This is a genomic window from Wenzhouxiangella psychrophila, assembly GCF_042310375.1.
Classification (GTDB): Bacteria; Pseudomonadota; Gammaproteobacteria; order Xanthomonadales; family Wenzhouxiangellaceae; genus Wenzhouxiangella.
Genome location: NZ_JBHJMQ010000003.1, coordinates 330,950 through 355,337, shown reverse-complemented (window position 1 = coordinate 355,337; position 24,388 = coordinate 330,950). Strand labels below are relative to the sequence as shown.

At 65.3% G+C, this 24,388-nt stretch carries 19 protein-coding genes; 16 read left to right on the top strand and 3 right to left on the bottom strand.

What is annotated here, in order from left to right; translation table 11 throughout:
• Positions 1-34: 34 nt before the first annotated feature.
• From ACDC66_RS06300 to ACDC66_RS06270, 7 genes are all read left to right on the top strand, one after another.
• Positions 35-2,920: a bifunctional diguanylate cyclase/phosphodiesterase gene (locus ACDC66_RS06300; RefSeq protein ID WP_376695834.1), complete on the top strand. Its 2,886-nt coding sequence runs from the start codon at positions 35-37 to the stop codon at positions 2,918-2,920.
• A gap of 133 nt (positions 2,921-3,053) precedes the next feature.
• Positions 3,054-4,562, top strand: coding sequence for a YifB family Mg chelatase-like AAA ATPase (locus ACDC66_RS06295; protein ID WP_376695833.1), 1,509 nt, complete (start codon positions 3,054-3,056; stop codon positions 4,560-4,562).
• A 61-nt stretch (positions 4,563-4,623) separates the two neighbouring features.
• A complete protein-coding gene (locus ACDC66_RS06290) occupies positions 4,624-6,534 on the top strand; it encodes an autotransporter assembly complex protein TamA (protein WP_376695832.1) in 1,911 nt (636 codons plus the stop codon).
• The gene (locus ACDC66_RS06285) at positions 6,531-10,364 is read left to right on the top strand and encodes a translocation/assembly module TamB domain-containing protein (protein WP_376695831.1); all 3,834 of its coding nucleotides are present in this window, start codon (positions 6,531-6,533) and stop codon (positions 10,362-10,364) included. Before ACDC66_RS06290 ends, ACDC66_RS06285 begins: the two co-directional genes overlap by 4 nt.
• Before the next feature lie 12 nt (positions 10,365-10,376).
• Positions 10,377-11,228 (top strand): dienelactone hydrolase family protein, encoded by an 852-nt coding sequence (locus ACDC66_RS06280; RefSeq protein WP_376695830.1) that lies wholly within the window; start codon positions 10,377-10,379, stop codon positions 11,226-11,228.
• Positions 11,225-11,692: a PaaI family thioesterase gene (locus ACDC66_RS06275; RefSeq protein ID WP_376695829.1), complete on the top strand. Its 468-nt coding sequence runs from the start codon at positions 11,225-11,227 to the stop codon at positions 11,690-11,692. Before ACDC66_RS06280 ends, ACDC66_RS06275 begins: the two co-directional genes overlap by 4 nt.
• Before the next feature lie 321 nt (positions 11,693-12,013).
• Positions 12,014-12,505, top strand: coding sequence for a hypothetical protein (locus ACDC66_RS06270; RefSeq protein ID WP_376695828.1), 492 nt, complete (start codon positions 12,014-12,016; stop codon positions 12,503-12,505).
• A gap of 57 nt (positions 12,506-12,562) precedes the next feature.
• Here the strand turns inward: ACDC66_RS06270 and cspE are convergent, their stop codons facing one another.
• From cspE to ACDC66_RS06255, 3 genes are all read right to left on the bottom strand, one after another.
• Positions 12,563-12,766, bottom strand: a complete 204-nt coding sequence (cspE, locus tag ACDC66_RS06265) for a transcription antiterminator/RNA stability regulator CspE (RefSeq protein ID WP_164231516.1) — start codon at positions 12,764-12,766, stop codon at positions 12,563-12,565.
• A gap of 228 nt (positions 12,767-12,994) precedes the next feature.
• On the bottom strand, positions 12,995-14,389 hold the full coding sequence (locus ACDC66_RS06260) for a GTPase/DUF3482 domain-containing protein (protein ID WP_376695827.1): 1,395 nt from the start codon (positions 14,387-14,389) through the stop codon (positions 12,995-12,997).
• The gene (locus ACDC66_RS06255; RefSeq protein WP_376695826.1) at positions 14,386-15,837 is read right to left on the bottom strand and encodes a DUF2868 domain-containing protein; all 1,452 of its coding nucleotides are present in this window, start codon (positions 15,835-15,837) and stop codon (positions 14,386-14,388) included. Before ACDC66_RS06255 ends, ACDC66_RS06260 begins: the two co-directional genes overlap by 4 nt.
• Before the next feature lie 213 nt (positions 15,838-16,050).
• Between ACDC66_RS06255 and ccoN the strand changes: the two genes are divergently transcribed.
• From ccoN to ccoS, 9 genes are all read left to right on the top strand, one after another.
• Positions 16,051-17,478 (top strand): cytochrome-c oxidase, cbb3-type subunit I, encoded by a 1,428-nt coding sequence (gene ccoN, locus ACDC66_RS06250; protein ID WP_376695825.1) that lies wholly within the window; start codon positions 16,051-16,053, stop codon positions 17,476-17,478.
• 20 nt (positions 17,479-17,498) lie between these two features.
• Positions 17,499-18,149 carry a cytochrome-c oxidase, cbb3-type subunit II gene (ccoO, locus tag ACDC66_RS06245; protein WP_459117383.1) on the top strand — a complete coding sequence of 217 codons (651 nt, stop codon included), beginning with the start codon at positions 17,499-17,501 and terminating at the stop codon, positions 18,147-18,149.
• Positions 18,146-18,319, top strand: a complete 174-nt coding sequence (locus ACDC66_RS06240) for a cbb3-type cytochrome oxidase subunit 3 (protein ID WP_376695824.1) — start codon at positions 18,146-18,148, stop codon at positions 18,317-18,319. The genes ccoO and ACDC66_RS06240 overlap by 4 nt, the downstream gene beginning before the upstream one ends.
• On the top strand, positions 18,316-19,230 hold the full coding sequence (gene ccoP / locus ACDC66_RS06235) for a cytochrome-c oxidase, cbb3-type subunit III (RefSeq protein ID WP_376695823.1): 915 nt from the start codon (positions 18,316-18,318) through the stop codon (positions 19,228-19,230). Before ACDC66_RS06240 ends, ccoP begins: the two co-directional genes overlap by 4 nt.
• Positions 19,217-19,501, top strand: coding sequence for a hypothetical protein (locus ACDC66_RS06230; RefSeq protein WP_376695822.1), 285 nt, complete (start codon positions 19,217-19,219; stop codon positions 19,499-19,501). The genes ccoP and ACDC66_RS06230 overlap by 14 nt, the downstream gene beginning before the upstream one ends.
• The gene (gene ccoG / locus ACDC66_RS06225; RefSeq protein WP_376695821.1) at positions 19,498-20,886 is read left to right on the top strand and encodes a cytochrome c oxidase accessory protein CcoG; all 1,389 of its coding nucleotides are present in this window, start codon (positions 19,498-19,500) and stop codon (positions 20,884-20,886) included. Before ACDC66_RS06230 ends, ccoG begins: the two co-directional genes overlap by 4 nt.
• 4 nt (positions 20,887-20,890) lie before the next feature.
• Complete coding sequence (locus ACDC66_RS06220) at positions 20,891-21,403, top strand: FixH family protein (RefSeq protein WP_376695820.1); 513 nt, start codon at positions 20,891-20,893, stop codon at positions 21,401-21,403.
• On the top strand, positions 21,400-23,874 hold the full coding sequence (locus ACDC66_RS06215; protein WP_376695819.1) for a heavy metal translocating P-type ATPase: 2,475 nt from the start codon (positions 21,400-21,402) through the stop codon (positions 23,872-23,874). Before ACDC66_RS06220 ends, ACDC66_RS06215 begins: the two co-directional genes overlap by 4 nt.
• A gap of 115 nt (positions 23,875-23,989) precedes the next feature.
• Entirely contained in the window at positions 23,990-24,256 is a 267-nt protein-coding gene (gene ccoS / locus ACDC66_RS06210; RefSeq protein WP_376695818.1) for a cbb3-type cytochrome oxidase assembly protein CcoS, read from the top strand.
• Positions 24,257-24,388: the final 132 nt, after the last annotated feature.

Here is a 24,388-nt window from a genome sequence, read left to right as displayed (position 1 = left end):
GTATGGGGGGAGCGATCCTAATTCGGAGCACCATTTGACCGAGCACGCCAACACGAATCATCGCCGCACCCGATCGCCGCTGGGAGTCGTGACCATTCTCGGCGGCCTTGTGCTCGTCCTCGCCTTCCTGCCGCAGCCCCTGCCCGACCTGATGCCGCAATACGCGGCCATCCACAGCGCACTCGAGATCGCGTCGATTGCAGTCGCTTTCGCGATATTCGCGGTCGGCTGGAACAGCGGCCGGCAAGGCGCGCCCCTGCCGCTCTCGGTCATCGCGATCGCCTTCCTCGGCGTGGCCCTGATCGACCTCGGCCATGTGCTGTCGTTCACCGGCATGCCCGACCTGGTCACGCCCGCCGACGAGGAAAAGACCATCCGCTTCTGGCTCGCCGCCCGCTTGCTCGCGGCGCTGGCCCTGGTCCTCGCCATGTTCCTGCCTTGGCGTCCGCCCCGGTCCCGGCATCGCTTTCGATGGACGCTGCTGGCCTTTGTCCTGCTGATCGTTTCGAGTGTCTACGGCGTGATCCTTTTTGCGCCGGGACTGTTGCCGTCGACGATCGACGCCGATACCGGGCTGACTCCCTTCAAGATCTCGACGGAGTACCTGGTCGTCGCCCTTCACCTGATGAGCGCAGCGGTGTTGTGGCGGCGACGGCACGCGCTCCGGCAGGTGGATATCGAGGCCCTGGTCGCGGCGATCCTGATCATCGCGTTCAGCGAGATCCTGTTCACCCTCTACGATACGGTCAGCGACACCTACGCATTGATGGGCCACCTCTACAAGATCGTGGCCTACTCCTATCTCTTCCGGGCACTGGTGATCGGCGGCATCGAAACCCCCTACCGGGAACTGGACAGCGCTCGAGCCCGCCTGAAGGCCACACTCGAGGCTGTCCCCGACATCATATTCGAGCTCGACAGGGCCGGCGTCGTTCACCAGTTCCACTCCCGATACCCAAATCTGCTGGTCCAACCGGCCGAGGCCATTGGGCGCCGCATCTTCGATTTCCTCCCCGAGAATGCAAAAGACGCCGAGGACGCCCTGCGCTCCCTGCTTGAGGATGTTCACCGCAACGGCCGCTCAAGGGCATACGAATACGGCCTCGAAATCGACGGCCAGGAAAAGCACTTCGAAGCAGTCGGCAATCGTCTGGAAAGGCTCGAGGCGCCGGAAGCGCGGTTCATCGTATTCGTCCGGGACGTAACCGAAGCCAAACGACTCGATCACGAGATGCGGATTGCCGCGGCGGCTTTCGAATCGCAGGAGAGTATCTGCATCACCGATGAGCAGCACCGTATCGTCCGGGTCAACTCGGCCTTCACGCTCATCACCGGCTATCGCAGCGAGGAGGTGATCGGCAAGCAGGCCGATTTCATGCTGGCGCCGACCGACCGGAAGCACATCAACGCAGCCATCGACGAGGCCATAGAGCGCCGTGATCGCTGGCGCGCAGAGGTCAGCCTGCAACACAAGGTCGGCGATACACACCCCCAACTACTGCTGGTCACGGCGGTACGGGGCGGACAGGGGCGTATCCGGAACTTCGTCTACGACTACATCGACATCAGCGCGCTCAAGAAGGCTGAAGTCCGGCTGCAGCACCTGGCCCTTTACGACCCATTGACGGGGCTGGGCAACCGTCGGTTGCTGGAGCGACGCATCGACGAATTCACCGAGCAATGTCGTCAATCCGGCCAGTTCGGCGGCCTGCTGCTCATCAACCTGATAAGTTTCAAGCGCATCAACGACGCCATGGGCATGAGCGCGGGCGACCGCCTGCTTATCGAGGTCGGCCACGAGCTTCGCGCAATCGCCGGACAGGAACAAATCGCCTATCGACAGGGCGCCGACGAATTCGCTCTGATCGCGCCGCGCATCGGTCGAAACTGGCAGGCAGCGGTCAGCACGGTCAGCAGGATTGCAGACCGCATCTTCTCGGCGCTGGACCGCGTCTTTCATATTCATGACCAGGACTATTTCAATCGATGCCGAATCGGCGCCACCGTGTTCGACGGTCGCAGCGCCGAAAGCATGGAGATCCTCAACCAGGCGGCGATCGCCCTGCACCAGGTCAAGACCCTGCCCGATCGCACCTTCAGTTTCTTCGACGAGCGCATGCAGGAATCAGTGGCACACGAACAGTCGATGGAAAGCGACCTGCGCCATGCCATCCGCGAAAACCAGTTCGAACTGTTCTTCCAGCCCAAGGTCGACAACGAGCGGCGCATCGTCGGTGCCGAAGCGCTCATCCGCTGGCACCACCCCGAGCGGGGGCTCATACAGCCCGCCAAGTTCATACCCACAGCCGAACAATGCGGCCTGATCACGCCGATCGAGAAATGGACACTGGAGAAAGCACTTAAGCAATTGATCGCCTGGCAGAGTTCGGAGTCGCATCGACACTGGACGCTGAGCGTCAACATCGCCTCGAGCCAGCTCTACCGGAGCGACTTCGAGTCCCACCTGACCCGTCTTCTTGAAGAGCACCCGATTCAAAACGACCGGCTCATCATCGAGTTCACGGAGAGCACCCTGCTCCACGACATGCACGCGGCCGCGAACAAGATACGCAGGCTGGCGGCACTGGGTGTGCAGTTCGCCATCGACGACTTCGGCACCGGCTATTCCTCCCTGGCCTACCTCGGCCGACTGCCCGTGCACGAGCTCAAGATCGACCAGTCCTTCATCGACGGCCTGGACAAGGCGCCCTACAACGCCGACATCGTGAGGATGATTATCGAAATGGCACAAATCCTCGACCTCCAGGTTGTCGCCGAGGGCGTCGAAACCGAATCCCAGATGGCCTTCCTGGTCGAGCAAGGCTGCCAATTGATGCAAGGTTATCTGTTCGGAAAGCCAAAACCCATCACCGAGATCGAACGATTGGACCCCACGATCCTGAGCAACGCCCGGCTCTGACGCCATTGCTTCGCCGCCGGTTCTTCGGGGCAACGTATGGCAATTTTCCTACAAACCAACGCGCCAAGCCGCCATATCGCGGGCACTGTCCCTCAGCGCAACCTGAACGCAGTTCCAAACCAGCGAGATCGCCATGGGTCTGGCAACAGTGCTTTCACGCGCCGCCGTCGGCATCGAGGCGCCGCAAGTGCAATGCGAGGTCAACCTCTCGCCCGGGCTGCCGCTGTTCAACATCGTCGGCCTCCCGGAAACCGCCGTCAAAGAGAGCAAAGACCGCGTGCGCGCGGCGATGAAAAACTCCGAGTTCGACCTGCCGTCGTGGCGCACGACCGTGTCGCTGGCCCCGGCCGACCTGCCCAAGGAAGGCGCGCGCTTCGACCTGCCGATCGCCGTCGGCGTGCTGGCCGCTTCCGGCCAGATCGATGCCGACGATTTCGAAGACTGGGAGTTTCTGGGCGAACTGTCGATGACCGGCCGGCTAAGGGCGGTCAAGGGCGCCCTGCCGGCGATCCTGCGCGCCCGCGAGCAGGGCCGCAAACTGGTGCTGCCGCGTGCCAACGCCGAGGAGGCCGGCCTGGTCGCCGACGCGGAGATCTACCTGGCCGAGTCCCTGTGCGAGGTGGCAGAAGCGCTCAACGGCCGCCAGGCCCTGCCGCGGGCCGAGCCGATCGCCGGCGACGAGGAAGTGGCCGGCCCGGACCTGGCCGATGTGCTGGGCCAGCACCGCGCCCGCCGGGCGCTGGAGATCGCCGCCGCGGGTGGGCATAATCTCTTGCTCATGGGCCCGCCGGGCACCGGCAAGACCCTGCTGGCCTCGCGCCTGCCCGGCATCCTGCCGCCCATGGACGAGACCGAGGCGCTGGAAGCAGCCGCGATCGCCTCGGTGGCCGGGCTGGAGCTCGACCCACCAACCTGGCGGCAGCGGAAATTTCGTGCACCGCACCACACCGCCTCCGGCGTGGCGCTGGTCGGCGGGGGCTCGAAACCGCGACCGGGCGAGATCTCCCTGGCCCATGGCGGTGTCCTGTTTCTCGATGAGTTGCCGGAGTTCTCCCGCCACGTGCTTGAAGTGCTGCGCGAGCCGCTGGAGTCCGGCCGCGTGGTGATCTCGCGCGCGGCGGTGCAGGCCGAATTTCCCGCCGCGTTTCAACTGGTCGCGGCAATGAACCCCTGCCCCTGCGGCTACGAGGGCGACCCGTCAGGCCGCTGTGCCTGCACGCCCGATCAGATTCGCCGCTATCGCGACCGTATTTCCGGCCCGCTGCTCGATCGCATCGATTTGCACATCGAGGTGCCGCGCCAGTCGCTCAAGGACCTGCCGCCGGGTGAATCGTCCGAGGTCGTGCGCCGGCGCGTGCTCGAGGCGCGCTCGGCGCAGGCCGGACGCGGCAGCGTCAATGCGCGCCTCGATGTGGCCGACATTCGCGAGCACTGTGCGCTCGATGCGCATCAATCCACCCTGCTGGAGGCGGCCTGCGACAAGCTGCGGCTGTCGGCACGCGCCCATCACCGCATCCTGCGTGTGGCGAGAACCATCGCCGATCTCGACGGCAGCGAGCGCATCGAGGCCCATCATCTCAGCGAAGCCATCGGCTACCGCCAACTCGACCGTCAGCAAAGCGACTTCGCGCGCACCGCCTGAACGTCGACAGCCCCCGGCTGTCCCAGCGTTACTATAAGCTTCTTCATTCGCTGGAGTGAACATGGCGTTGGCGCCGAGATTGATGCTGCTGCTCGCACTCTGCGGTGCGAGCCTGGCACGGGCTGCAACCGTATCCACCGAGATCTCGGGTGTGGATGGCGAGGTGCTCGACAACGTGCGCGCATCGGTCGCGCTGGTCCAGGCCGAACAATTCGACGACCTGGCGCTGTGGCGCCTGCGCCAGATGGCCGAAGATGCCCGCGAAGAAACCGAACAGGCGCTGCGTCCTTTCGGTTTCTACAGCCCCCGCATCCGGGTTCGCCTGATCGAACCCGAGGACGACAGTGACCAGTGGCAGGCACGCCTGAACATCGAACCCGGGCCGCCGACCCTGATCGACGACGTGGCCATCGAACTGCAAGGCGAAGGCAGCGAAGACGCGGAATTGCGTCAATGGCGGCAGGAATGGCCACTCAAGGCCGGCGATCGACTCGACCACCGTCGCTGGGAAGAAGCCTTGAGGCGCCTGGAGAAGCTGGCCGAAGAGCGAGGCTACTTCCGGGCCCGCTTTGACGAGCGCCGCGTCCTGGTCGACCCCGACCGCCAGGAGGCCGACTTGCAGGTCGTCTACGAGACCGGGCCGCGCTATCGGTTCGGCGCCTTCCGGGCACCCGAGCAGCCTTTCAGCCCCTCGCTGATGAACCGGCTGCACATCCTCAGGCCCGACGAACCCTACAGCGTCGAGCGGCTCGATAGCCAGCGCGAGGCGCTGGTTCGCTCGGGGCTGTTCGAGCGCGTGGTGATCGACCCCGAGCGTGATGACGACCGCGAGCAGGTCAACCTGCACTACCGCCTCGAGCCGAGACCCCCCAACACCTGGCGCGCAACCGTCGGTTTCGGCACCGACACCGGCGCGCGCATACAGCTGGGCTGGACGCGCCACTACCTGGGCTCGCGCGGCAACCGCCTGGAGGCCGCACTTGGCGCCCAGCAACGCAATCAGGAATACGTGTTCCAGGCCGAATACCGACATCCGCGCGGCAGCCAGCCCTCGGAGTTCCTCACGGCCGGCACCACGCTTCGCAGCGAACAGGACAATTTCCGCTTTTACGACGAGGACCGTGTCGAGCCGGTCTTCGAGGCCTTCGAAGGTCGCCGCGAGCAGACCGAGCTGACCTTCGGTCGCCTGCGTGAACGCCTGCTCGACGCCGACCGTGACCGGCGATTGGAAGAACGGCTGTTTGTCTCGATCCTCAACGAGAACTTCGACGCCTTCCGCGAGGGTTCCTTCAGCCCCGAGAACGAGGCGCTACTGGCCGCCAACCCCGAGCTTCGATCCTTCCTCGACACTGAAAGCCGCGTGATCGCTTTCGGCGGTCGCTGGCGCATGCCCCGGATCGCCGGCACCGGCTTCAACACCCGCGGTTCGGTCTGGCGGGCCCACCTCATCGGCGCGCACGAGTCGGCCGGCTCGGACGTCAGTTTCGCCCAGGCCTGGCTGAGCGGGCGCTGGCACCTTCTGCTGGGCGAACGCCACAAGCTGCATTTGCGCGGCGAGGCAGGCTACACCGAGGCCGACACCCGTCGGCTGGATATCGGCCTGGAGGATCGAGGGCTGGACCTGAACATCACGGAACTGCCCGAGCGCTACCGCTTCAAGACCGGCGGCGATCGCACGGTGCGCGGCTACGGCTTCGAGAACCTGAGCACCAACCGGAACGGCGCCAATCACCTGCTGGTGGGCTCGGTCGAGTATGAGTACCGTGTCGGCGACAACTGGTCGCTTGCGGCCTTCGCCGATATCGGCAACGCCTTCAACGATCTCGACCGGCGCAAACTCAAGCGCGGCGTGGGCGTGGGCTTTCGCTGGTATACGATGATCGGACCGCTGCGCATCGACATCGCCCAGGCCCTCGACGAAGTCGACAAACCCTGGCGGCTGCATTTCACCATCGGTACGCAACTGCTATGAAGAAATGGCTCGTCATCGTTGTCGTCGCCCTCCTGGTCATCGCTTTGTTGCTGGGCTCGGCCTGGCTGTGGCTCACGCGCAGCGAAAGCGGCGCTCGCTGGGCGCTGGCGCGCGCGGCCGGGATGGTGGAACAGCTCGAATACGACTCGCTTTCCGGCGGTTTGGCCTCCGGCATCACGCTCGACGGTGTTCGATTCGAGCACGCCGGTACGCGTCTGAACGCCGAGCAGCTGGAGCTGGCCGCGCGCATCGAGCTTTTCGTCGACCCGCATGTCGTCGTCCACCACCTTCGCGGCCGGGGCATCAACCTCCACCTGCCGCGGGCCGAGGAGCCGAGCGAGCCCGCCGCCGAGCCGTTCGACCTGTCCGCCCTGACCAGCCCGATCGAGGTAATCGTCGAGGAGGTCGACCTGCAACAACTCGCCATCCATTCCGGAGAGGAACCGCTGCGCATTGAGCGCGTCACCCTGGCCGGGCGCTACGGCGAGAGTATCGACATCGAGGGTCTCGAGGTCACAACCGGTGCGGGACGGGCCACGGCACAGGGTCAATGGGATCTAGAGCGACGCGGCAGCGGCCGATTGAAGATCGACGCGAGCACCACGGCGCTGGACAACGGTACCGAGCATTCCGCCAGCTTGACCTTCGAAGGCCGGATCGATGCACTCGATTTCGAGCTGACGACCACCGGCCCGGCCGCCCTCAATGGTCGGGGCCGCTTGCGGGGCCTGCCGGACATTCCGAGCGTAGAAGCCGAGTTCAACGGCGGCCTCTCCGACTGGCCCGGATTGCCGCTATCCATCCAGGATCTGACGCTGACCATGAGCGGCCAGCCGAGCGACTGGAAAGCCGAATCCAGCGCACGGGTGACCGGCCCCGACATTCCGCCGGGCGATTGGCAGTTTTCGCTGTCCGGGGGCCTGCAGTCGCTGACCGTCGAATCGCTCGAAGCAAACATCCTGGACGGTCGCGTCAGTGGGGACGGGCGGCTCGACTGGAGTGAGTCGGCACCAGCCTCCAGTGCCCGGTTACAGCTCGAGTCGCTGGACCTCACGCCCCTGTATCCGCAATGGCCCAACCAGGGCCGCGTCGGTGGTGAACTGGTTGTATCGACAAAGGCGGGCGTCATCGAGGTCGAAAGCCTTGCGCTGGCGGCCGACCCGGGTGATCTGAGCGTCACAGGCCGGGGACGCATCGACCCGGCCGGCGACAGCGTGGACGTAACGCTCGAATGGCAGCAGTTCGCCTGGCCGCCGGTCACCGACGATGCAGAGCCGATCGTGGCCAGCGAGTCCGGCCGGCTTCGCCTGGAGGGCCGCATCAGCGACTGGCGGGCCGAACTCGAGGCCATGCTGGACTCCCCCGGGACGCCGCCGGCGCGCATCGAGGCCCGTGCCAAGGGCTCGGCCGAGCAGGCCGACTTCGAGCGCCTGCTCATCGATGCCGGCGAAAGCGGATCACTGGCACTCGACGGCCGGGTGACCTGGGCACCGTCACTGACGGCCCGGATGACGCTGGCACTCGACGGCTTCGACCCCGGCGTGGTGGTCAACCAGTTACCCGGGAAGATCGACGGGCGGGCCGACATCGAACTGGTCCGGGGCGAGCGCTGGCAGGCCGATGTCGGGCTCGAGAGCCTGAGCGGGCAACTCCGCGGCCAGGCGCTGCAGGGCTCCGGTCGAGTCGCCTGGATCGACGACCGCCCCGAAGCCGCCGACCTGACGCTCGCCCTGGGCGACAACCGGATCGCGATCAACAACCCCGATTCCGCTTCCTGGCAGGTGGACCTCGAGGCCGTGTCCCTCGAACAACTCTGGCCCGAGCTCGAAGGCACGGTTCAAGTGAACGGCGAGTTTCACCCGGACGACAGCGCGGTCGAACTGACCGGCCGTATCGACGAACTGCGCTACCGGGACTACAACCTGGACGAAGCCGACATCGACCTGCAGCTCGCCTGGCTCGGCGATCCAGAAGTAGGCCTGACCGTGAGCGCCCGCAACCTCGACCTGCAGCCCTGGGATCGGGTCGAACAACTCGAACTCACGCTCGACGGTACCTGCGCGCAACACCAGCTCGAGCTGACCGCTTCCGGTGCACGCGGCAACCTCGACCTGGCCGCCGGCGGCCGCCTGGCCGACTGCCTCGAAGGCAAGCCCGACTGGCAGGGCGAGATTGCGCGGCTTTACCTCGGCGAGACCCTGGCCGGCGACTGGCGACTGGCCGCCCCCTTGCCGCTGGCCGTCTCCGGCCGGCGCGTCCAGGCCGAGGCGGCCTGCCTGACCACCGCGGCGGACACACCGGCCCGGCTCTGCCTCGAACAGCTGAGCGCGGGCGAAACGGGCCGGGTGGTCACCCGCGTCGAGCAGGTTCCAATGGATCTCCTGCTGCTGCCGCTCGATCCGGTCTTCTCGCTGACCACCCCGCTCTCGGGCCGGGTCGAAGCCGACTGGGACTCGACCGGCCTCTCGCGCCTGGACGGCCAGCTCCAACTCGGCTCGGGCGTGCTCAAGGCCGTCGGCGGCGAGCAGGAGCTGCTGACCGTCGATTCGGTGCAGCTGGACTTCACACCCGGAGAAGACCGGGCGTTGTCGGTGGGGCTCCAGGCCTTACTCGAAGGTTCGACCGAGATCAACGGCCAGGCCCGGCTGGCGGATTTGCGCAACCTGGCCGACACCCGTCTCGAGGGCGACGCGAGGCTGGACCTGCCCGATATCGGTGCCTTCGCACACCTGATTCCCAGAGTCGACCGCATCGGCGGCGCGGCCACCGGCCGGCTCGAATTCGCCGGACCGATCACGGGCCCATCGCTCAGCGGGCGACTGGCCGTGCAGGACGGACAAATCGTCCATGCACCGCTGGGTCTGGACGTGCAGGCCATCGGGCTCGAGTTGGCCGGCTCGGCCGATCGCGCCTCCCTGGAGGGCCGGGCCGAGTCGGGCGAAGGGGAGTTGAGGCTGACCGGCCAGGCCAACCTGCTCGACGACGGCTGGCAGCTGGAAAGCCGGATCGAGGGCGAACGGTTCGCCTTCGCCGGAGCCGACTGGCTCAAACTGACCGCCAGCCCGCAAGTGAGTCTCGCCATGGGACCGGAGCAGGTGCAGATCGACGGCGATATCCGGATCGATCGCTTGCTGGGCGGACTGCCGCCGGGTACGGCTGAACGCATCGCACCCTCGTCCGATGTCGAGGTCGTGGGCGAAGAGCAAGCGGAGGAAGCGACCGCCGCGACTGCCCTTAGAAAGGTCGAGGGCCGCCTGGGCATCGACCTGGGCGAGGATGCCGGCCTGGCCACCGAAGGGTTCGAGACGGAGCTGGCCGGTAACCTGGAGTTGCTCTGGAGCGGCCCGCCGAGACCGCAGGGTCAGGGCGTGATTCGCTTGCCCGAAGGCTCCTACCAGGCCTACGGACAGAATCTCGAAATCAACGGTGGAGAAGTCATCTTTTCCGGGCAGCCGATCGACAATCCGCGCCTGGATATCCGCGCCGTGCGCGATATCTTCGGCGATGCCAAGGTCGAAGCGGCCGGCGTACACATCACCGGCAGCGCGCAGCGCCCCGAAATCCAGCTCTACACCGATCCACCGACCAGCGATGAAAAAGCCCTGGCCTACGTCGTAACGGGCTCGGACTTCGACCACGCCGGCGGTCAGGGCGCGCTCAACGTCGGCATCTACCTGCTGCCCAAGCTGTTCGTGAGCTACGGCGTGGGACTTTTCGAGACCGGCAACGTCCTGTCGGGCCGCTACGAGCTCTCCCGCCACTGGGGCGTGCGCGTGGTATCGGGTGAACGCGACACCGGCGTTGATCTAAGCTATACAGTCAACAACTGACAGAGGCAAGCCATGCAACACTCAGCCCCGAACCTCAAACTGGCCAGCCTTGTCGTCCTGGCTGCACTGACCCTGTCCGCCGCGCAGGCCGAACAACGACCGGCCGAAGACGTCATGATGCGCGCCATATCCGGCAACGCCCCGGAGCCCGAAGGTCGCCACGTCAGCTACTTCGAAGCCAATGAGGACACGCGAGGCTACCTGGCCATGCCCGACGACGATGGTCCCTTCCCCGCCGTGATCCTGATCCACGAGTGGAACGGCCTGGTCGACCGCATTCGCCAGACCGCGGACGCTTTTGCCGAACACGGCTACATCGCATTCGCCGCCGATCTCTACGGCGGACGCACGGGCTCGAACCGCGAGGAAAATATCGAACTGATGCGCGAGGCCCGTTCGGACGAACAGCGCATCATCGACAACCTCGATGCCGCGGTCGAATGGCTGGAAACCAATACTCCCACGACCGGCCGAATCGCCACGGTTGGCTGGTGCTTCGGCGGCGGCGTGGCGCTGTCCTACGCCCTCGGCGGCGAGCGCCACGACGGCACGGCCGTCTTCTACGGCTCGCTGATCGACGATCCCGATCAGATGCGGCAAGTCCATCACGAGGTCTACGGCACCTTCGCCGAAGAGGACACCGGCATCCCGGTCGACCAGGTCGAAGCCTTCGTCACCGCAATGCGCGCGGCCGGTATCGACAACGACGTGCACATCTACGATGCCGTCGACCACGGCTTCTGGCTCTACAACGAACGCGATCCCCGCGACGCCCGCCCGGCTGCCGCCCATGCATGGGAGCGGCTGCGCGCCTATCTCGATCGCACCATCGGCCCGGACGCTGAAACAACGGAGGAAGAATGAACGAACCCTGCCTGCAGGAGCGCTATGCCCCGCACAACGCCTGCTTCGGTTGCGGGCCCGCCAACGACAAGGGGCTGCGAATCCGCTCGTTCGCGAAAGGCGAAAAAGTGGTGGCCGACTGGCAGCCCGAGGCACATCACGAGGCTTTTCCCGGCGTGCTCAACGGCGGCATCATCGGCTCGCTGCTCGATTGCCACATGAACTGGACGGCGGCGTGGCACCTGATGCAGTCACAGGGCCTGGAAAAACCGCCCTGTACTGTAACGATGGAATACGGCGTGAAACTGAGACGACCCACGCCGTCCGACGGCCCGCTGCACCTGGAAGCCTGGGTGACCGACACCGACGAGAAAGGCATCGTCAGCGTCGAGGCGGAACTCACCGCCGGCGGCAAGGTGTGCGACCGGGCAACGGGAAAGTTCGTGGCCGTCAAGCCGGGGCACCCGGCCTATCACCGCTGGTGACCTTTAGCGAAAGACAAAATCTTTGAAACGCAAAGACGCAAAGCAGCGAAGAGCGCAAAGAAAAAGATAAATAACAGGAACCACTGAAAGCACCGAATTCACTGAATTCAACCTCTCAGGAATTGATTAATAACGATTGCCCACCCTTCAGGGCCTTCCGTGATTTCGGTGATTTCAGTGGTTTCAATTTAATTGCGATTGTCTTCGCGTTCTTTGCTGCTTAGCGTCTTTGCGTTTTAAAGGTTTTTTGCCCAGCCCGGCTGTGCAGGCGATGGATCACGATGCCATAATCGGACGATCCCACGTTATACGGAGTTTGTCATGCTGGCTGATCTGATTCGTTTTTGCCTGGTCCTCGTTTTCGCCGGTGCACTCGCGGCCTGTCAGGATCAGGCTCCGGAGACAACCGAGACGCCACCGGCCGAGACCGCGGAAAGTGAAGAGGCGGAGACGGACAACAGCGGCGATGACGCTGCCCAGGGCAAGGATATGACTGAAGCCGAGAATGATCGAATGGGCCTTGAAGAAGCCATCAGCGCGGCCCGGAAGGACCTGGCCGAGCGCAGTGGCGTCGATGCCGATGACATTGGCGTGATCAAGGCGCGGGCGGTGACCTGGCCCAATGGCGCTTTGGGCTGCCCGGAAGAGGGCATGATGTATACCCAGGCACTCGTCGAGGGCTTCCACATCCTGCTCGACGACGGCGAAGCTGAACACGCCTACCACGCCGGCCGCGACGGCAAACCCTTCTTCTGCCCCGCCGAGCGCAGTCAGCCTCCGACCAACTCGGACGAAGACAAACCCCTGTCCTGAAGCAAAAAAAACCCCGCCGCAGCGGGGTTTTGCCTGTATGTCGTGAAGCGGTTCGCTTCAGGCGGGCTGCACGTTTGCAGCCTGCGGGCCTTTCGGGCCGTCCTGGATGTCGAAGGACACCTTCTGACCTTCGGCCAGTGTCTTGAAGCCGCTGCCCTGGATCGCGGAAAAATGGACGAAAACGTCCTTGCCGCCGTCATCCTGGCTGATGAAACCGAAGCCCTTGGCTTCGTTGAACCACTTGACTGAACCTGTTGCCATGATCTTGTTACCTGTATGAAAAATAGAACAAACGTGCCGGGGAAATGAAGGATTGGATTTTGGCGATGTCCTGCCAGAAGGGAGGGGTCAACCAGAATTCGCAAGCGCCATTTACCGCAGGCACCCTTGATTATACGCACGCTTTTGCGCAATTTCCACCGGAATCTTCGTCCGCCGATATGCCCTCACTCCGTGGTTTTCACCTGCGCCTGGCGGTGCCCACGAAGATCAATCCTGCTTACCGCCCGCCCGATTATCGTCGACCAGATTGTCCAGTTCGGAAGCCAGCTCCGCCAGAGCGCTGGCGCGCGAGTTCGACACGCCGCCATCGGCATTGAGCGCCGACCAGCGCGGATGATACCGGGCACGACGGACGCTGCGTGGCAGGCGACCATCCAGCGCCCGGCCGATGCGCGCGCGAATGCGCTCGGGATTGCCGTGGCCGCGCCGAATCAATGCGGCAAACAGTTCCATCGAGCGGGCCAGGATCAGACGCACGACCGCATCGTCAACCTGTAGCCGTTCGCGCCCGCGCAGTCTTGCCGCCAGGTGTGAGCCCGCACTTCGCGCCAGCCCGGCGCCCGCACCGAGCGCCGCACCGGCGATCGTGCCCGCACCCAGTGACAGGCCGCCGGTGCCGACATCGATGGCCGCGCCCGCACCCGCTCCGAGGGCGGCGTAGCCTGAAGCACGCAGCCCGTAGTGGCGCAGGGTCTCGGGGTCGAACAGGTCGGCCTGCCAGCGCCCGTCGCTCAAGGGCAGTTCTTCGTCGTCGTAGTCCTCGCGGCCAAAGCGGTAGAGCTCGAGCAGGGTATCGACGCAGGCTTGTTCACGACGATGAATGGTTTCGCGCATTTCGCGCCAGGCGCGTTCCTTCTGCGCATCGCCGTCGGCATCCACCTCTCGGACACAGGCGGCCACATCCAGCAGCAACCCCGCCACGGCCTCCAGCGCGGCCCGCCGCCGACGCTCCTCTTCAACGCGTCGATAATCAAGCCAGGCCGACAGCGTGTCCGCGTGACGGTCGAGCTGGCTTTTGAGCTTTTCGAACAGGGACAGCTCCGTGCCCGGATCGCGCACGGCGGCGTCGAAGGCCAGCACGGTGTGCAGTTGAACCCGCGCCAGGGCATCCCGCCACTGTGATTCGCGGCTGTCGGGCGAGGCGGTAAAGTTGAGCACGGCCACGATCGGACGGGCGCACAGGCCGAGCACGGCCAGTTCGTCCTGGTATTTCTCGAGCACCGGCTCGCGCGCATCGATCACGTACAGCGCCACGTCCACGCCCAGCATCAGCTCGAGCACCCGCGCTTCATGATCGAAACGGTCGGCCGCCTCCGGCGCATCGATCAGGCGACGGATGCGGGCGGGGCCGTCGTGCCGGTCGCCGGGCTGGCGATCCAGCCAGTCGATCAGTTCCGGTGCGTTTTCGAGACCGGGCGAGTCGAACAACTCGATGCGCGCCCCACTGTCAGCGACCAGCTCCCCCGAGATGATTCGTCGCGTGGTTCCGCCCTGGTCGCGCACTTCGCCAAAGCGGCGGTTATGGGTCAGCGTGCGCACCAGCGAGGTCTTGCCCGTGTTGGTATGACCGACCACCGCAATCCGCAGCCGTCGAGTGCTCATGATCCGTCTCCGTCTTCGCTGAGCGCGCGATGCAGCCGCGCCAGCTCGCCCGCCTCGGGCGCTTCCCGGTCGAGGAAAACCGCCTGGCCGCCGGCGCGCTCGGCCAGCGCCTGCCAGTCCCGACGCCGGGATCCGATATCACCGCCACGTTCGGCCAGCTTGCTGCCTTCGTCCAGCACCAGCCACAGCGGCGCAGAAGCGGTTTCGGCCAGCCGCGCGAGAAAACGCTCCGTGCCGGCATCAGGCGTCCGGAGCATGGAGCATACGCCCAGCACGGCGGCCGCGGGGCGGCGCAAGTTTCGGGCGGTTTCCTCGGCCGCCTCGCGGCCGGCCCGGTTATCGGCCCGCCCCAGGTCGATGAGTTCGATGCCGGGAACCAGGCTGGCCGGATCCGCATCCTCGCGCTCGAGTTCGACCGCAACCGCGAGGATGCCGTCGGCATTCGGCTTGCGGCGACGCCGGGGGCGTCGTCCCGGCTCCGGAACCGGCCGGCCGGCGGTCTCCGCCACGCTCCGCGCCGGCGACAGATCGGCGGCCAGGCGCAGGTAGCCGGGATGCGTGGTGTCGAGATCCATGCGACGGCCGCGCAGCGCGGCCGCGGCGATCGAGAGGACCGCCAGCACCGCGCGTGGAACGATTCCCCAGGCGGCGATCATGGCCAGCAGGAAGCGCGCCCACTCGGCGCGTGTCGAGGCATCGCCGGTTCCTTCCCGCCCGGCGGAAATCCAGGCCGGATCGGCCGCGGGCATGAAGCCCAACCATTCCGGCCACCAGGCCAGCCATTCGACCAGACGCACCACGCTGCGATCGCTCAGCAGGGTGGTCCCCCAGGTGAGTTCGTACTGGACAACCGAGAAGAACACGAACAGTGTCGCGAATGCACCCGCCGCGTAGCCCAGCCAGAATCCGTGCGTGATCGCGCTCAAGCGCCAGCGGCCCCAGCTGGTGGTGGCAGAGGCGGCAAAGGCGGTCATGACGTCGGCCGCGTGCGGCGAAGACAGCAGCCGCGGTCCGAGCCAGCGCAACGCGCCGAAGGCCGCTCCGCCGGCCAGGCTGCCCGAGCCGCCGCTGCGTGTTCCAAGCAGCATGGCGACAAGCCAGGCCAGGAGCATCAGGCTCGGCACCAACAGCAGGGCGGCAGTTGCCAGGAGGATATCGACCTGGCGATCGGCAATCGTGGCGCGAGCCGCGGCAGCACCCACCACGAGCCCGACGATGACCAGCCCGAGGCCCAGCCAGACCAGCACTCGGCGCAGGCGGCGAATGTCGGCGCGCACCGCCGGCGCCTGCCCGAGCGCGGCCGCCCGCGCCCGGATGCGCCCCGGCAGGTCGCCGCCGCGGTCGCGGGCAATCGCCAAGGCCGCCTCGTCGCTCTGGCGCCCCACGCGCTCCTCGAGGCGCCGGAATGACTCGGCCAGCAACCAGTCGTTAACGCTCAGGCGACTCATGCGAAGCTATGGCGGTGCTGTACTTGAGGACTCATCGCCGCAATCATACCGCTTGAGTCACAGGGAGCCACTGAACAACTTGGGCTCACGCGACAGTGCAGAATTGCCCCGAGACTCTCTTGGATTGATTCTGATCAAGTATTAGGCTTCGGGCTAAACCGATAATCCGCAGCAGCTTAAGTTCTGGCATCGACCAACAACAAGGAATCCACGATGGCGCATTCCACCACCTACAACGACCGCGTGGTCCGGCAGTTTGCTTGGGTCACCGTGATCTGGGGCATCGTCGGCATGCTCGTCGGCGTGATCATCGCCGCGCAGCTGATCTGGCCCGAGCTCGGCGCCGGCATCCCGTGGCTGAGCTACGGCCGCCTGCGCCCCCTACACACCAACGCCGTGATCTTCGCCTTCGGCGGTTCCGGCCTGTTCGCCACCAGCTACTACGTGGTACAGCGAACCTGCCACGCCCGCCTGTTCTCCGACAAGCTCGCCGCTTTTACCTTCTGGGGCTGGCAGGCCGTGATCATCGGCGCCGTCGTCACGCTGCCGCTGGGCTACACCATGAGCCGCGAGTACGCCGAGCTTATCTGGCCGCTGTCGGTCCTGGTCGCGCTCGTCTGGGTCGCCTACGCTGTCGTGTTCTTCGGCACCATCGTCAAGCGCCAGGTGCGCCACATCTACGTGGCCAACTGGTTCTTCGGCGCCTACATCCTGACGATTGCCGTACTGCACATCGTCAACAACCTGGCCATCCCCACCGACTGGCTGCATTCCTATCCGGTCTACTCCGGCGCGGTCGATGCCATGGTGCAATGGTGGTACGGCCACAACGCGGTCGGCTTCTTCCTGACCGCCGGCTTTCTCGGCATGATGTACTACTTCGTACCCAAGCAGGCCGGTCGGCCGGTGTACTCCTACCGCCTGTCGATCGTGCACTTCTGGTCGCTGATCGCCATCTACATGTGGGCTGGCCCGCACCACCTGCACTACACGTCGCTGCCCGACTGGGTGCAGTCGCTGGGCATGGTGTTCTCGGTGATGCTGCTCGCACCGAGCTGGGGCGGCATGATCAACGGCATCATGACGCTCTCGGGGGCCTGGCACAAACTTCGTACGGACCCGATCCTGCGCTTCATGATCGTGGCGCTATCGTTCTACGGCATGTCGACCTTCGAAGGGCCGATGATGTCGATCAAGACGGTCAACGCCCTGTCGCACTACACCGACTGGACCATCGGCCATGTACACGCCGGCGCGCTTGGCTGGGTGGCGATGATCACCGTCGGTTCCCTCTACGGGCTGTTCCCGCGCCTGTTCGGCGTCGAGAAGATGTACTCGACGAAACTGATCGAGTGGCACTTCTGGGTCAGCACCATCGGTACCGTGCTGTATATCGTGGCCATGTGGATCGCCGGCGTCATGCAGGGCCTGATGTGGCGCACCTTCAACGACGACGGCACGCTCACCTACACCTTCATCGAGGTGCTGCAGCAGACCGAGCCGTATTACATCCTGCGCCTGTTTGGCGGCCTGGTGTTCCTGTCAGGCATGTTCATCATGCTCTACAACGTCTGGAAGACCTGGCAGATGCGCGAAACCGATGATCTCGAAGTGCCGGTCAAGGCACCGGCCCACGCCTGAGCGAGACGGAGACTTCAATCATGGCAATGCATGACAAGATCGAAAAACACGTTGGCCTGATGGCCGTGCTGATCGTGGTCGCCATCAGCTTCGGCGGCCTGGTTGAGATCGTCCCGCTGATGTTCAAGGCCGCGGTGGTCGAGCCGGCCGATGGCGTGGAACCGCACGGGCCGCTGGAGCTGGCTGGTCGCGACGTCTACGTCTCGGAAGGCTGCTACAACTGCCACAGCCAGCAGATTCGCCCGTTCCGTTCCGAGACCGAGCGCTACGGACACTACTCGGTGGCCGGCGAATTCGTCTACGACCGCCCCTTCCAGTGGGGCTCGAAGCGCACCGGCCCGGACCTGGCCCGGGTAGGCGGGCGTTACAGCGACGCCTGGCACGAATTGCACCTGATGGATCCGCGTGCCGTGGTGCCTGAGTCCAACATGCCCGCCTATCCCTGGCTGGCCGAACGCTTTGTCGATCCCGAGTCGATCCAGAATCGCATGCGCGTCCTCAAGGGCCTCGGTCATCCCTATACCGACGAGCAGATCGAGGCCGCCGCTGAAACTGTAGCGGGGAGAACCGAGCTCGAGGCCGTAATCGCCTACCTGCAGGGCCTGGGTACCGATTGGACCGGCCAGGATGGCGCGCCACCATCCGGTGAATCTCAGGGAGGTGACTCATGAGCAGCGGGCTGATTACGGCTTTTGCCATGATCGCCTTCGTGGCGATCGTCATCTGGGTGTTCGTGTTCAAGCGCAAGGAAGACTTCGACGAACAGGCCAACCTGCCGCTGGACGAGGATGACCGAAGCCGGCACGAAGAGGAAGAAAAGGACAAGGAGAATTCATCATGAGCGCGTTCTGGCACTGGTTCGTCGTCATCATCACCCTGGGCTTCACCGCCGCGATGGTCTGGCTGTTCATCGCCACCGGGCGCGCCAGGGTGAACAAGCAGCCGGATGGTGACGGCGCCGACACAACCGGTCACGTCTGGGACGAAGACCTTCGCGAATATAACAATCCCATGCCGCGCTGGTGGCTGTGGCTGTTCTACCTGTCGGTCATCTTCGCTCTTGGCTACCTGGTGCTTTACCCGGGCCTGGGCCGCTACGACGGCACGCTGGGCTGGACACAGGAGAAGCAGTACGAGGCAGAGATGGAGCGAGCCGACGAGGCCTTCCGGGCGCAGTTCGCCGACCTCGCCGATGATTCGCTCGAGCAACTGGTCGACAACCAGGAAGCGCTGCGCGTAGGACGCAATGTCTATGCACACAACTGCTCGACCTGCCACGGCTCCGACGCCCGCGGCGCCGAGGGCTATCCCAACCTGACCGACAACCACTGGATCTGGGGCGGGGCGCCGCAGCGCGTACTAGAGTCGATCCAGGCCGGCCGGCAGGCGGTGATGCCGCCGCTGGGCGACAACCTGGGTGAGCAGGGTGTAACGCGCACAGCTGTCTACGTGCAGAAACTGGCTGGGAGAACGGTCGACGCCACCATGGCCGCGGCCGGCGAAAAGCTCTACCAGCAGAACTGCGCGGCCTGCCACGGCCCGGAAGGCACCGGCAACATCCACCTGGGCGCACCCGACCTGACCGCGGGTGTCTACACCTACGGTGGCGATCTCGACTCCATCCGACAGACCATTCGGGAAGGGCGCAACGGGGTGATGCCGGCGCAGATGGATCTGATCGGCGAAATCCGAACACGGCTGGTCACCGCCTACGTCCTCAGCCTGAGTCATAACGACAATGCCGGGAACTGACCGCGACATTCCACCGCGCCCGCTGGCCCAGCGCCTGGGGGCCATCCTGTGGCCCTCGTTCTTCGCCGCCGGGGTGGCGACGATGGTGTTCTTCGCCATCGTCGATCCACTAATGCTGCGCGACATGACCTTTCCCGAGCTCGAAATGAGCCGCATGGCCGGCTACACGGTCGGCTTCTTCCTGTTCTGGTCGGCCACGGCCGCCTCGAGCCTGTTCACCTGGCTGCTGCTTCGACCAGCCAGCCGCTTCAATCGCGGGATCCATCAATGAGTAACGGCGCCAGCACCGAAGCGATCCCGCTGTACGTCAAGCAGCCCAAGGTCTATCCGCGCGAGGTCAAGGGCCGCTTCGCGCGCCTGCGGGTAATCGCCGCCTGGGTACTGCTGGGCCTTTACTACGCGCTGCCGTGGATCAGCATCAACGGACAGCAACTCGTGCTGTTCGACCTGGTCAACCGCCAGTTCCACATCTTCGGGATCACGCTGTGGCCGCAGGATCTCATCATCCTGTCACTGTTGCTGGCGATGGCCGCGCTCACGCTGTTCTTCTTTACCGCCCTGGCCGGCCGGCTGTGGTGCGGCTATGCCTGTCCGCAGACGGTCTGGACCGAGGTCTTTTTGTGGATGGAGCGCGTGACCGAAGGTCGCCGAAACAAGCGCATCAAGCTCGACCAGGGCCCCTGGAACCGGGAGAAAATCGCGCGCAAGTCGGCCAAGCAGTTCCTGTGGATCACCTTCGCCCTGTGGACCGGCTTCACCTTCGTCGGCTTCTTCGTGCCGATCCGCGATTTCGGCATGCGGCTGATCGAGTTCAACCTGGGCGGCTGGGAAACCTTCTGGCTGTTCTTCTACGCCTTCGCCACTTACGGCAACGCCGGCTATCTCAGGGAACAAGTCTGCAAGTACATGTGCCCGTACGCCCGCTTCCAGTCGGCGATGTTCGACGACAACTCGCTGGTCATCTCCTACGACGAAAAACGTGGCGAGCCGCGCGGCCCGCGCAAGAAATCCGCCGACCGGCACGAGCTCGGTCTCGGCGACTGCATCGACTGCATGGGCTGCGTCCAGGTCTGCCCCACCGGCATCGACATCCGCGACGGCTTGCAGATCGAATGCATTGCGTGTGCGGCCTGCATCGACGTGTGCGACGACGTGATGGACCGCATGGGCTATCCGCGCGGCCTGATTCGCTACACCACCGAGAACGCCCTCAACGACAAGCCCACGCGCATCCTGCGGCCGCGCATCTTCATCTACATCGCCGCCCTGCTGGCCCTGGCCACGCTCGTCGGCCTGGTTCTCACCGGCCGCGATCCGCTGCTGGTCGACGTGTTGCGCGATCGAACCGCACTGCACCGGGTGACCGAGCAGACGCTCGAGAACCCCTTTACGCTCAAGTTGTCCAATCGAACCGACCGCGATCTGTCGGTACGTATCGCAGCCGAGGGGCTGCCCGGCCTGCGCGTGATCGAGCCGACGGCGCCGATCAGTGTTGCCCCCTCGCAAGTCGCCAATCAGCCCCTGACCGTCGGCCTGCCGATCGATCAGGCTCAGGCCGGCATGCACGAGATCATGATCATCACCACCGATGCCGCCGGGGAGGTGCTCAACGAAACCGAAACGCGGTTCTTCATCCCGGCCCGCGCACTGGAGTGATGCAATGGACATGACCGAAACGACAATACGGCCCTGGTACCGCGAGTTCTGGGTGTGGTTCATACTCGCCATTCTGAGCATGGGTGTGGCCTCGGGCACCGGCGTGCTGGTCATCGGCATCAAGAATGCGCCCCAGATGGTCACCGGCGACTACCAGCCCCTGGGCAAGGTCCTGGTCGACACCCGCGAGCACGCCGAGCGGGCCGCGAGCCTGGGACTGAGCGCGAGCCTGGAGGTCGGTGACGATCTCGCGAAACTGGTGCTCACTGCCCATCGCATCGAGGAACTGCCCGACCAGTTGTTGCTTCGATTCCAGCACCCCACCGACGCCGGTCGCGACGTCTCGGCCGTGGCGCGTCGCGTCGATGCCGGCCGCTGGCAGGCCGATCTCGGCAGCATCCGCCCCCCCGGACGTTCCCGTGTCATCCTCAGCGACCTGGAACAGACCTGGTGGCTGGGCGGTCGCTATACCGGCGATGTCGCGGGCGAAATCGGGCTCGATCCGGCGCAGCTGTGAACCAGGCGGCAGCGACGGCGTGCTGGCACTGCGGCGAGCCGGTGCCCGACGGCGTCGACCTGCAGGCGACCATAGCTGGGCAGGCCCGGCCGATGTGCTGCCACGGCTGCCAGGCCGTCGCCACCCTGATCGACCAGGCGGGCCTGGACCGCTACTACGACTACCGCGACGCGCTGCCAAGGCGTCCGGAGGCCGCCGCGCGCCCGGACGATTACAGCGCGTGGGACCGAGACGCCATTCTGCGCCACTACGCCCGAGCCGACTGCGACGGCATGGCGCAACTCACCCTGGTGCTCGAGAACATCCACTGCGCCGCCTGCGCCTGGCTGATCAAGCGCTTTGTCGGCGAGCTCGACGGCGTGTCCGAAATCCAGGTCGATATCGGAGACGGCCGTGCCCGGCTGCACTTCAATCCGGCGCGAACACCGTTGAGCGAGATCGCCAGCCGGCTGGCGGCACTCGGTTACCGTCCGCACCTCGACTCACCGCAGGCCGGCGAGCAGCGCGACCGCACGGAACGCCGCCGCCTGCTCAAGGCCATTGTCGTCGCCGGCCTGGGCATGATGCAGGTCATGAGCTACGCCCTGGCCGGCTACATCGGCGCCTTCCAGGGCATCGATCCCACCAGCGAACGCTTCTTCCAGCTCATCAGCATGATCGTCGCCGTGCCGGTGGCCCTGTATTCCGGCCGAATCTTCTACGAGTCCGCCTGGCGCACGCTCAAGAGCCGGCGCATGGGCATGGACGTGCCCGTGGCGGCCGCCATGTTGCTGGCGCTGACCGCCAGTATCGCCATTACCCTGCTCGACGCCGGCGAGGCGTATTTCGATTCGGTCGTGATGTTCATCTTCTTTCTTCTGCTCGGCCGTTATGCCGTGCTGGTCACGCGCCAGCGTGCCGGCTCCGTTCACTCGGCCCTGGCGCGCTCCCTGCCGGCCGCCGCCCGGCGCATGAACGCCGACGGCACGCTCGATCCGGTGGCGCTGGTGGAACTCGAACAGGGCGACCGCGTGCAGGTCAGCGCCGGGGAGACGGTGCCGGCCGACGGCCATATCGTCTCGGGCCGGGCCATGATCGACGAGTCCCTGCTCTCGGGCGAATCCAGTCCGCGGCGACGCGGCGACGGTGAATCGGTACTGGCCGGGTCGATGGTGCGCGACGGCCAGCTGGTGGTCGACGTGGGAGAAGTCGGACAGGCCACCGTTCTGGCCGGCATCGTGCAGATGCTCGAGCAGGCGCGAAGCCACAAGCCGCGCCTGGCACGGGTCGCCGACCGTATCGCGGGTTGGTTCGTCGCTTTCGTGCTGACCGGGGCGGCCGTCACCGCAATCGCATGGTGGCAGGTGGATCCATCGCGAGTGCTGCCGGTGGTTATCGCCGTGCTGGTGGTCTCCTGCCCCTGCGCCCTGGCACTGGGCACGCCGGTGGCGCTGGCTTCGGCGGCCCGCGGCTTCGCCCGCCTCGGCATTCTCACCACCGGCAGCGATGTACTCGAGAAGCTGCCGGGGGTCACTCACGTCGTGCTGGACAAGACCGGCACGCTGACCCAGCCGGAAATGAGCGTCGCCGAAGTATCGATCGAGGACCATAAGCTGGGAAAGGAAACGATCCTGCGGTTCGCGGGACGCCTGGAGCGCGTCAGCCGGCACCCGGTGGCCAGCGCCTTCGAGGATCACGATGACGGCGGCAAGGTCGAGCAGGCCGAGGCCGTCATGGCCGCCGGCGTGCGCGGCTCGATTGAGAACAGGGACCTGGCCCTGGGCAAGCCGGCCTGGATCGCCGAACGGCTCGGTCGCGAAATAACGCCGCCCGGACCCGGTCAATGGATCGCCCTGGCCGATGCCGACCGCCTCCTCGCCTGGCTGCGGCTCGACAGTCCACTGCGCGACGGCGCAAGCGAGCTGGTCGAACAACTGAAGGCGCGCAATGTCGAGGTACTGCTAGCCTCCGGCGACCGGACCGAGAACGTCGCCCGGATGGCCGAGCGGCTGGACATCGAACGATTCGAGGGCGATCTGCAGCCCGCCGACAAGCTCGAGCTGGTCCAGCGCCTGCAGGCCCGAGGCGCGAGGGTGGCGATGGTCGGCGACGGCATCAACGATGCCCCGGTGCTGGCCGGCGCCGATGTCTCGCTGGCACTCGCCGAAGGCGCGGACATCGCCCGTACACAGGCCGACCTGGTGATCACCGGCCGGTCCCTGGGCCGCGTCAGCCAGGCCTTCGAGCTGGCCCCGCGCGTGGTCGGCGTCGTCCGCCAGAACCTGGCCTGGGCGTTCGCCTACAACCTCGCCGCCCTGCCCCTGGCCGCCACCGGCTTCATCCCGCCCTGGGCGGCGGCCATCGGCATGTCGCTGTCGAGCCTGCTGGTCGTCGCCAACGGCCGCAGAGCCGGCAAGCTGCCCCGCTCATCCGCACCCCGGCAGGAGGCCGGCCCGGCGAGTAGTACGCCAGGGTCAGTTGCGGAGGCGTGAAGCCTGTGGTCTGTAGTCTGTGGTCTGAAACCGGAAACCGTTATTTTCCCTGAACCCTGAACCCTGAACCCTGAACCCTGAACCCTGAACCCTGAACCCTGAACCCTGAATTCAGATGAACATCATCTACGTCCTCATCCCCCTGTCGATCCTCCTGATGCTCCTGGCCATCGGCGCGTTCTTCTGGGCGGTACGCAACGACCAGTTCGACGACCTCGATACCCCCGCGCTGGATATCCTCGACGACGACGACGAGGAGTTTGCCGCGGGCAAGCGATCGAAACAGGGCGCTGAGGCAAGTCATGACACGGAAGATCAAAACCTGAAAAACGCAAAGACGCAAAGCAGCAAAGAACGCGAAGAAAAGACGAAAAACCGATGACCGCGGAATGGGAGAATTTCCATTTCGAAATGAAAACGGGTATTCCGTGTCCCTCCGTGTCTTCCGTGGTTTTATTCTTTTTAACTTTGCGTTCTTCGCTGCTTTGCGGCTTTGCGTTTTAAAGGTTTTCAT

What these genes read in the sequence shown, in the direction of transcription:
- ACDC66_RS06295 (WP_376695833.1), top strand. Translation starts at nt 3,054, where the DNA reads ATGGGTCTGGCAACAGTGCTTTCACGCGCCGCCGTCGGCATCGAGGCG.
- ACDC66_RS06290 (WP_376695832.1), top strand. Translation starts at nt 4,624, where the DNA reads ATGGCGTTGGCGCCGAGATTGATGCTGCTGCTCGCACTCTGCGGTGCG.
- ACDC66_RS06285 (WP_376695831.1), top strand. Translation starts at nt 6,531, where the DNA reads ATGAAGAAATGGCTCGTCATCGTTGTCGTCGCCCTCCTGGTCATCGCT.
- ACDC66_RS06280 (WP_376695830.1), top strand. Translation starts at nt 10,377, where the DNA reads ATGCAACACTCAGCCCCGAACCTCAAACTGGCCAGCCTTGTCGTCCTG.
- ACDC66_RS06275 (WP_376695829.1), top strand. Translation starts at nt 11,225, where the DNA reads ATGAACGAACCCTGCCTGCAGGAGCGCTATGCCCCGCACAACGCCTGC.
- ACDC66_RS06270 (WP_376695828.1), top strand. Translation starts at nt 12,014, where the DNA reads ATGCTGGCTGATCTGATTCGTTTTTGCCTGGTCCTCGTTTTCGCCGGT.
- cspE (WP_164231516.1), bottom strand. Translation starts at nt 12,766, where the DNA reads ATGGCAACAGGTTCAGTCAAGTGGTTCAACGAAGCCAAGGGCTTCGGT.
- ACDC66_RS06260 (WP_376695827.1), bottom strand. Translation starts at nt 14,389, where the DNA reads ATGAGCACTCGACGGCTGCGGATTGCGGTGGTCGGTCATACCAACACG.
- ACDC66_RS06255 (WP_376695826.1), bottom strand. Translation starts at nt 15,837, where the DNA reads ATGAGTCGCCTGAGCGTTAACGACTGGTTGCTGGCCGAGTCATTCCGG.
- ccoN (WP_376695825.1), top strand. Translation starts at nt 16,051, where the DNA reads ATGGCGCATTCCACCACCTACAACGACCGCGTGGTCCGGCAGTTTGCT.
- ccoO (WP_459117383.1), top strand. Translation starts at nt 17,499, where the DNA reads ATGGCAATGCATGACAAGATCGAAAAACACGTTGGCCTGATGGCCGTG.
- ACDC66_RS06240 (WP_376695824.1), top strand. Translation starts at nt 18,146, where the DNA reads ATGAGCAGCGGGCTGATTACGGCTTTTGCCATGATCGCCTTCGTGGCG.
- ccoP (WP_376695823.1), top strand. Translation starts at nt 18,316, where the DNA reads ATGAGCGCGTTCTGGCACTGGTTCGTCGTCATCATCACCCTGGGCTTC.
- ACDC66_RS06230 (WP_376695822.1), top strand. Translation starts at nt 19,217, where the DNA reads ATGCCGGGAACTGACCGCGACATTCCACCGCGCCCGCTGGCCCAGCGC.
- ccoG (WP_376695821.1), top strand. Translation starts at nt 19,498, where the DNA reads ATGAGTAACGGCGCCAGCACCGAAGCGATCCCGCTGTACGTCAAGCAG.
- ACDC66_RS06220 (WP_376695820.1), top strand. Translation starts at nt 20,891, where the DNA reads ATGGACATGACCGAAACGACAATACGGCCCTGGTACCGCGAGTTCTGG.
- ccoS (WP_376695818.1), top strand. Translation starts at nt 23,990, where the DNA reads ATGAACATCATCTACGTCCTCATCCCCCTGTCGATCCTCCTGATGCTC.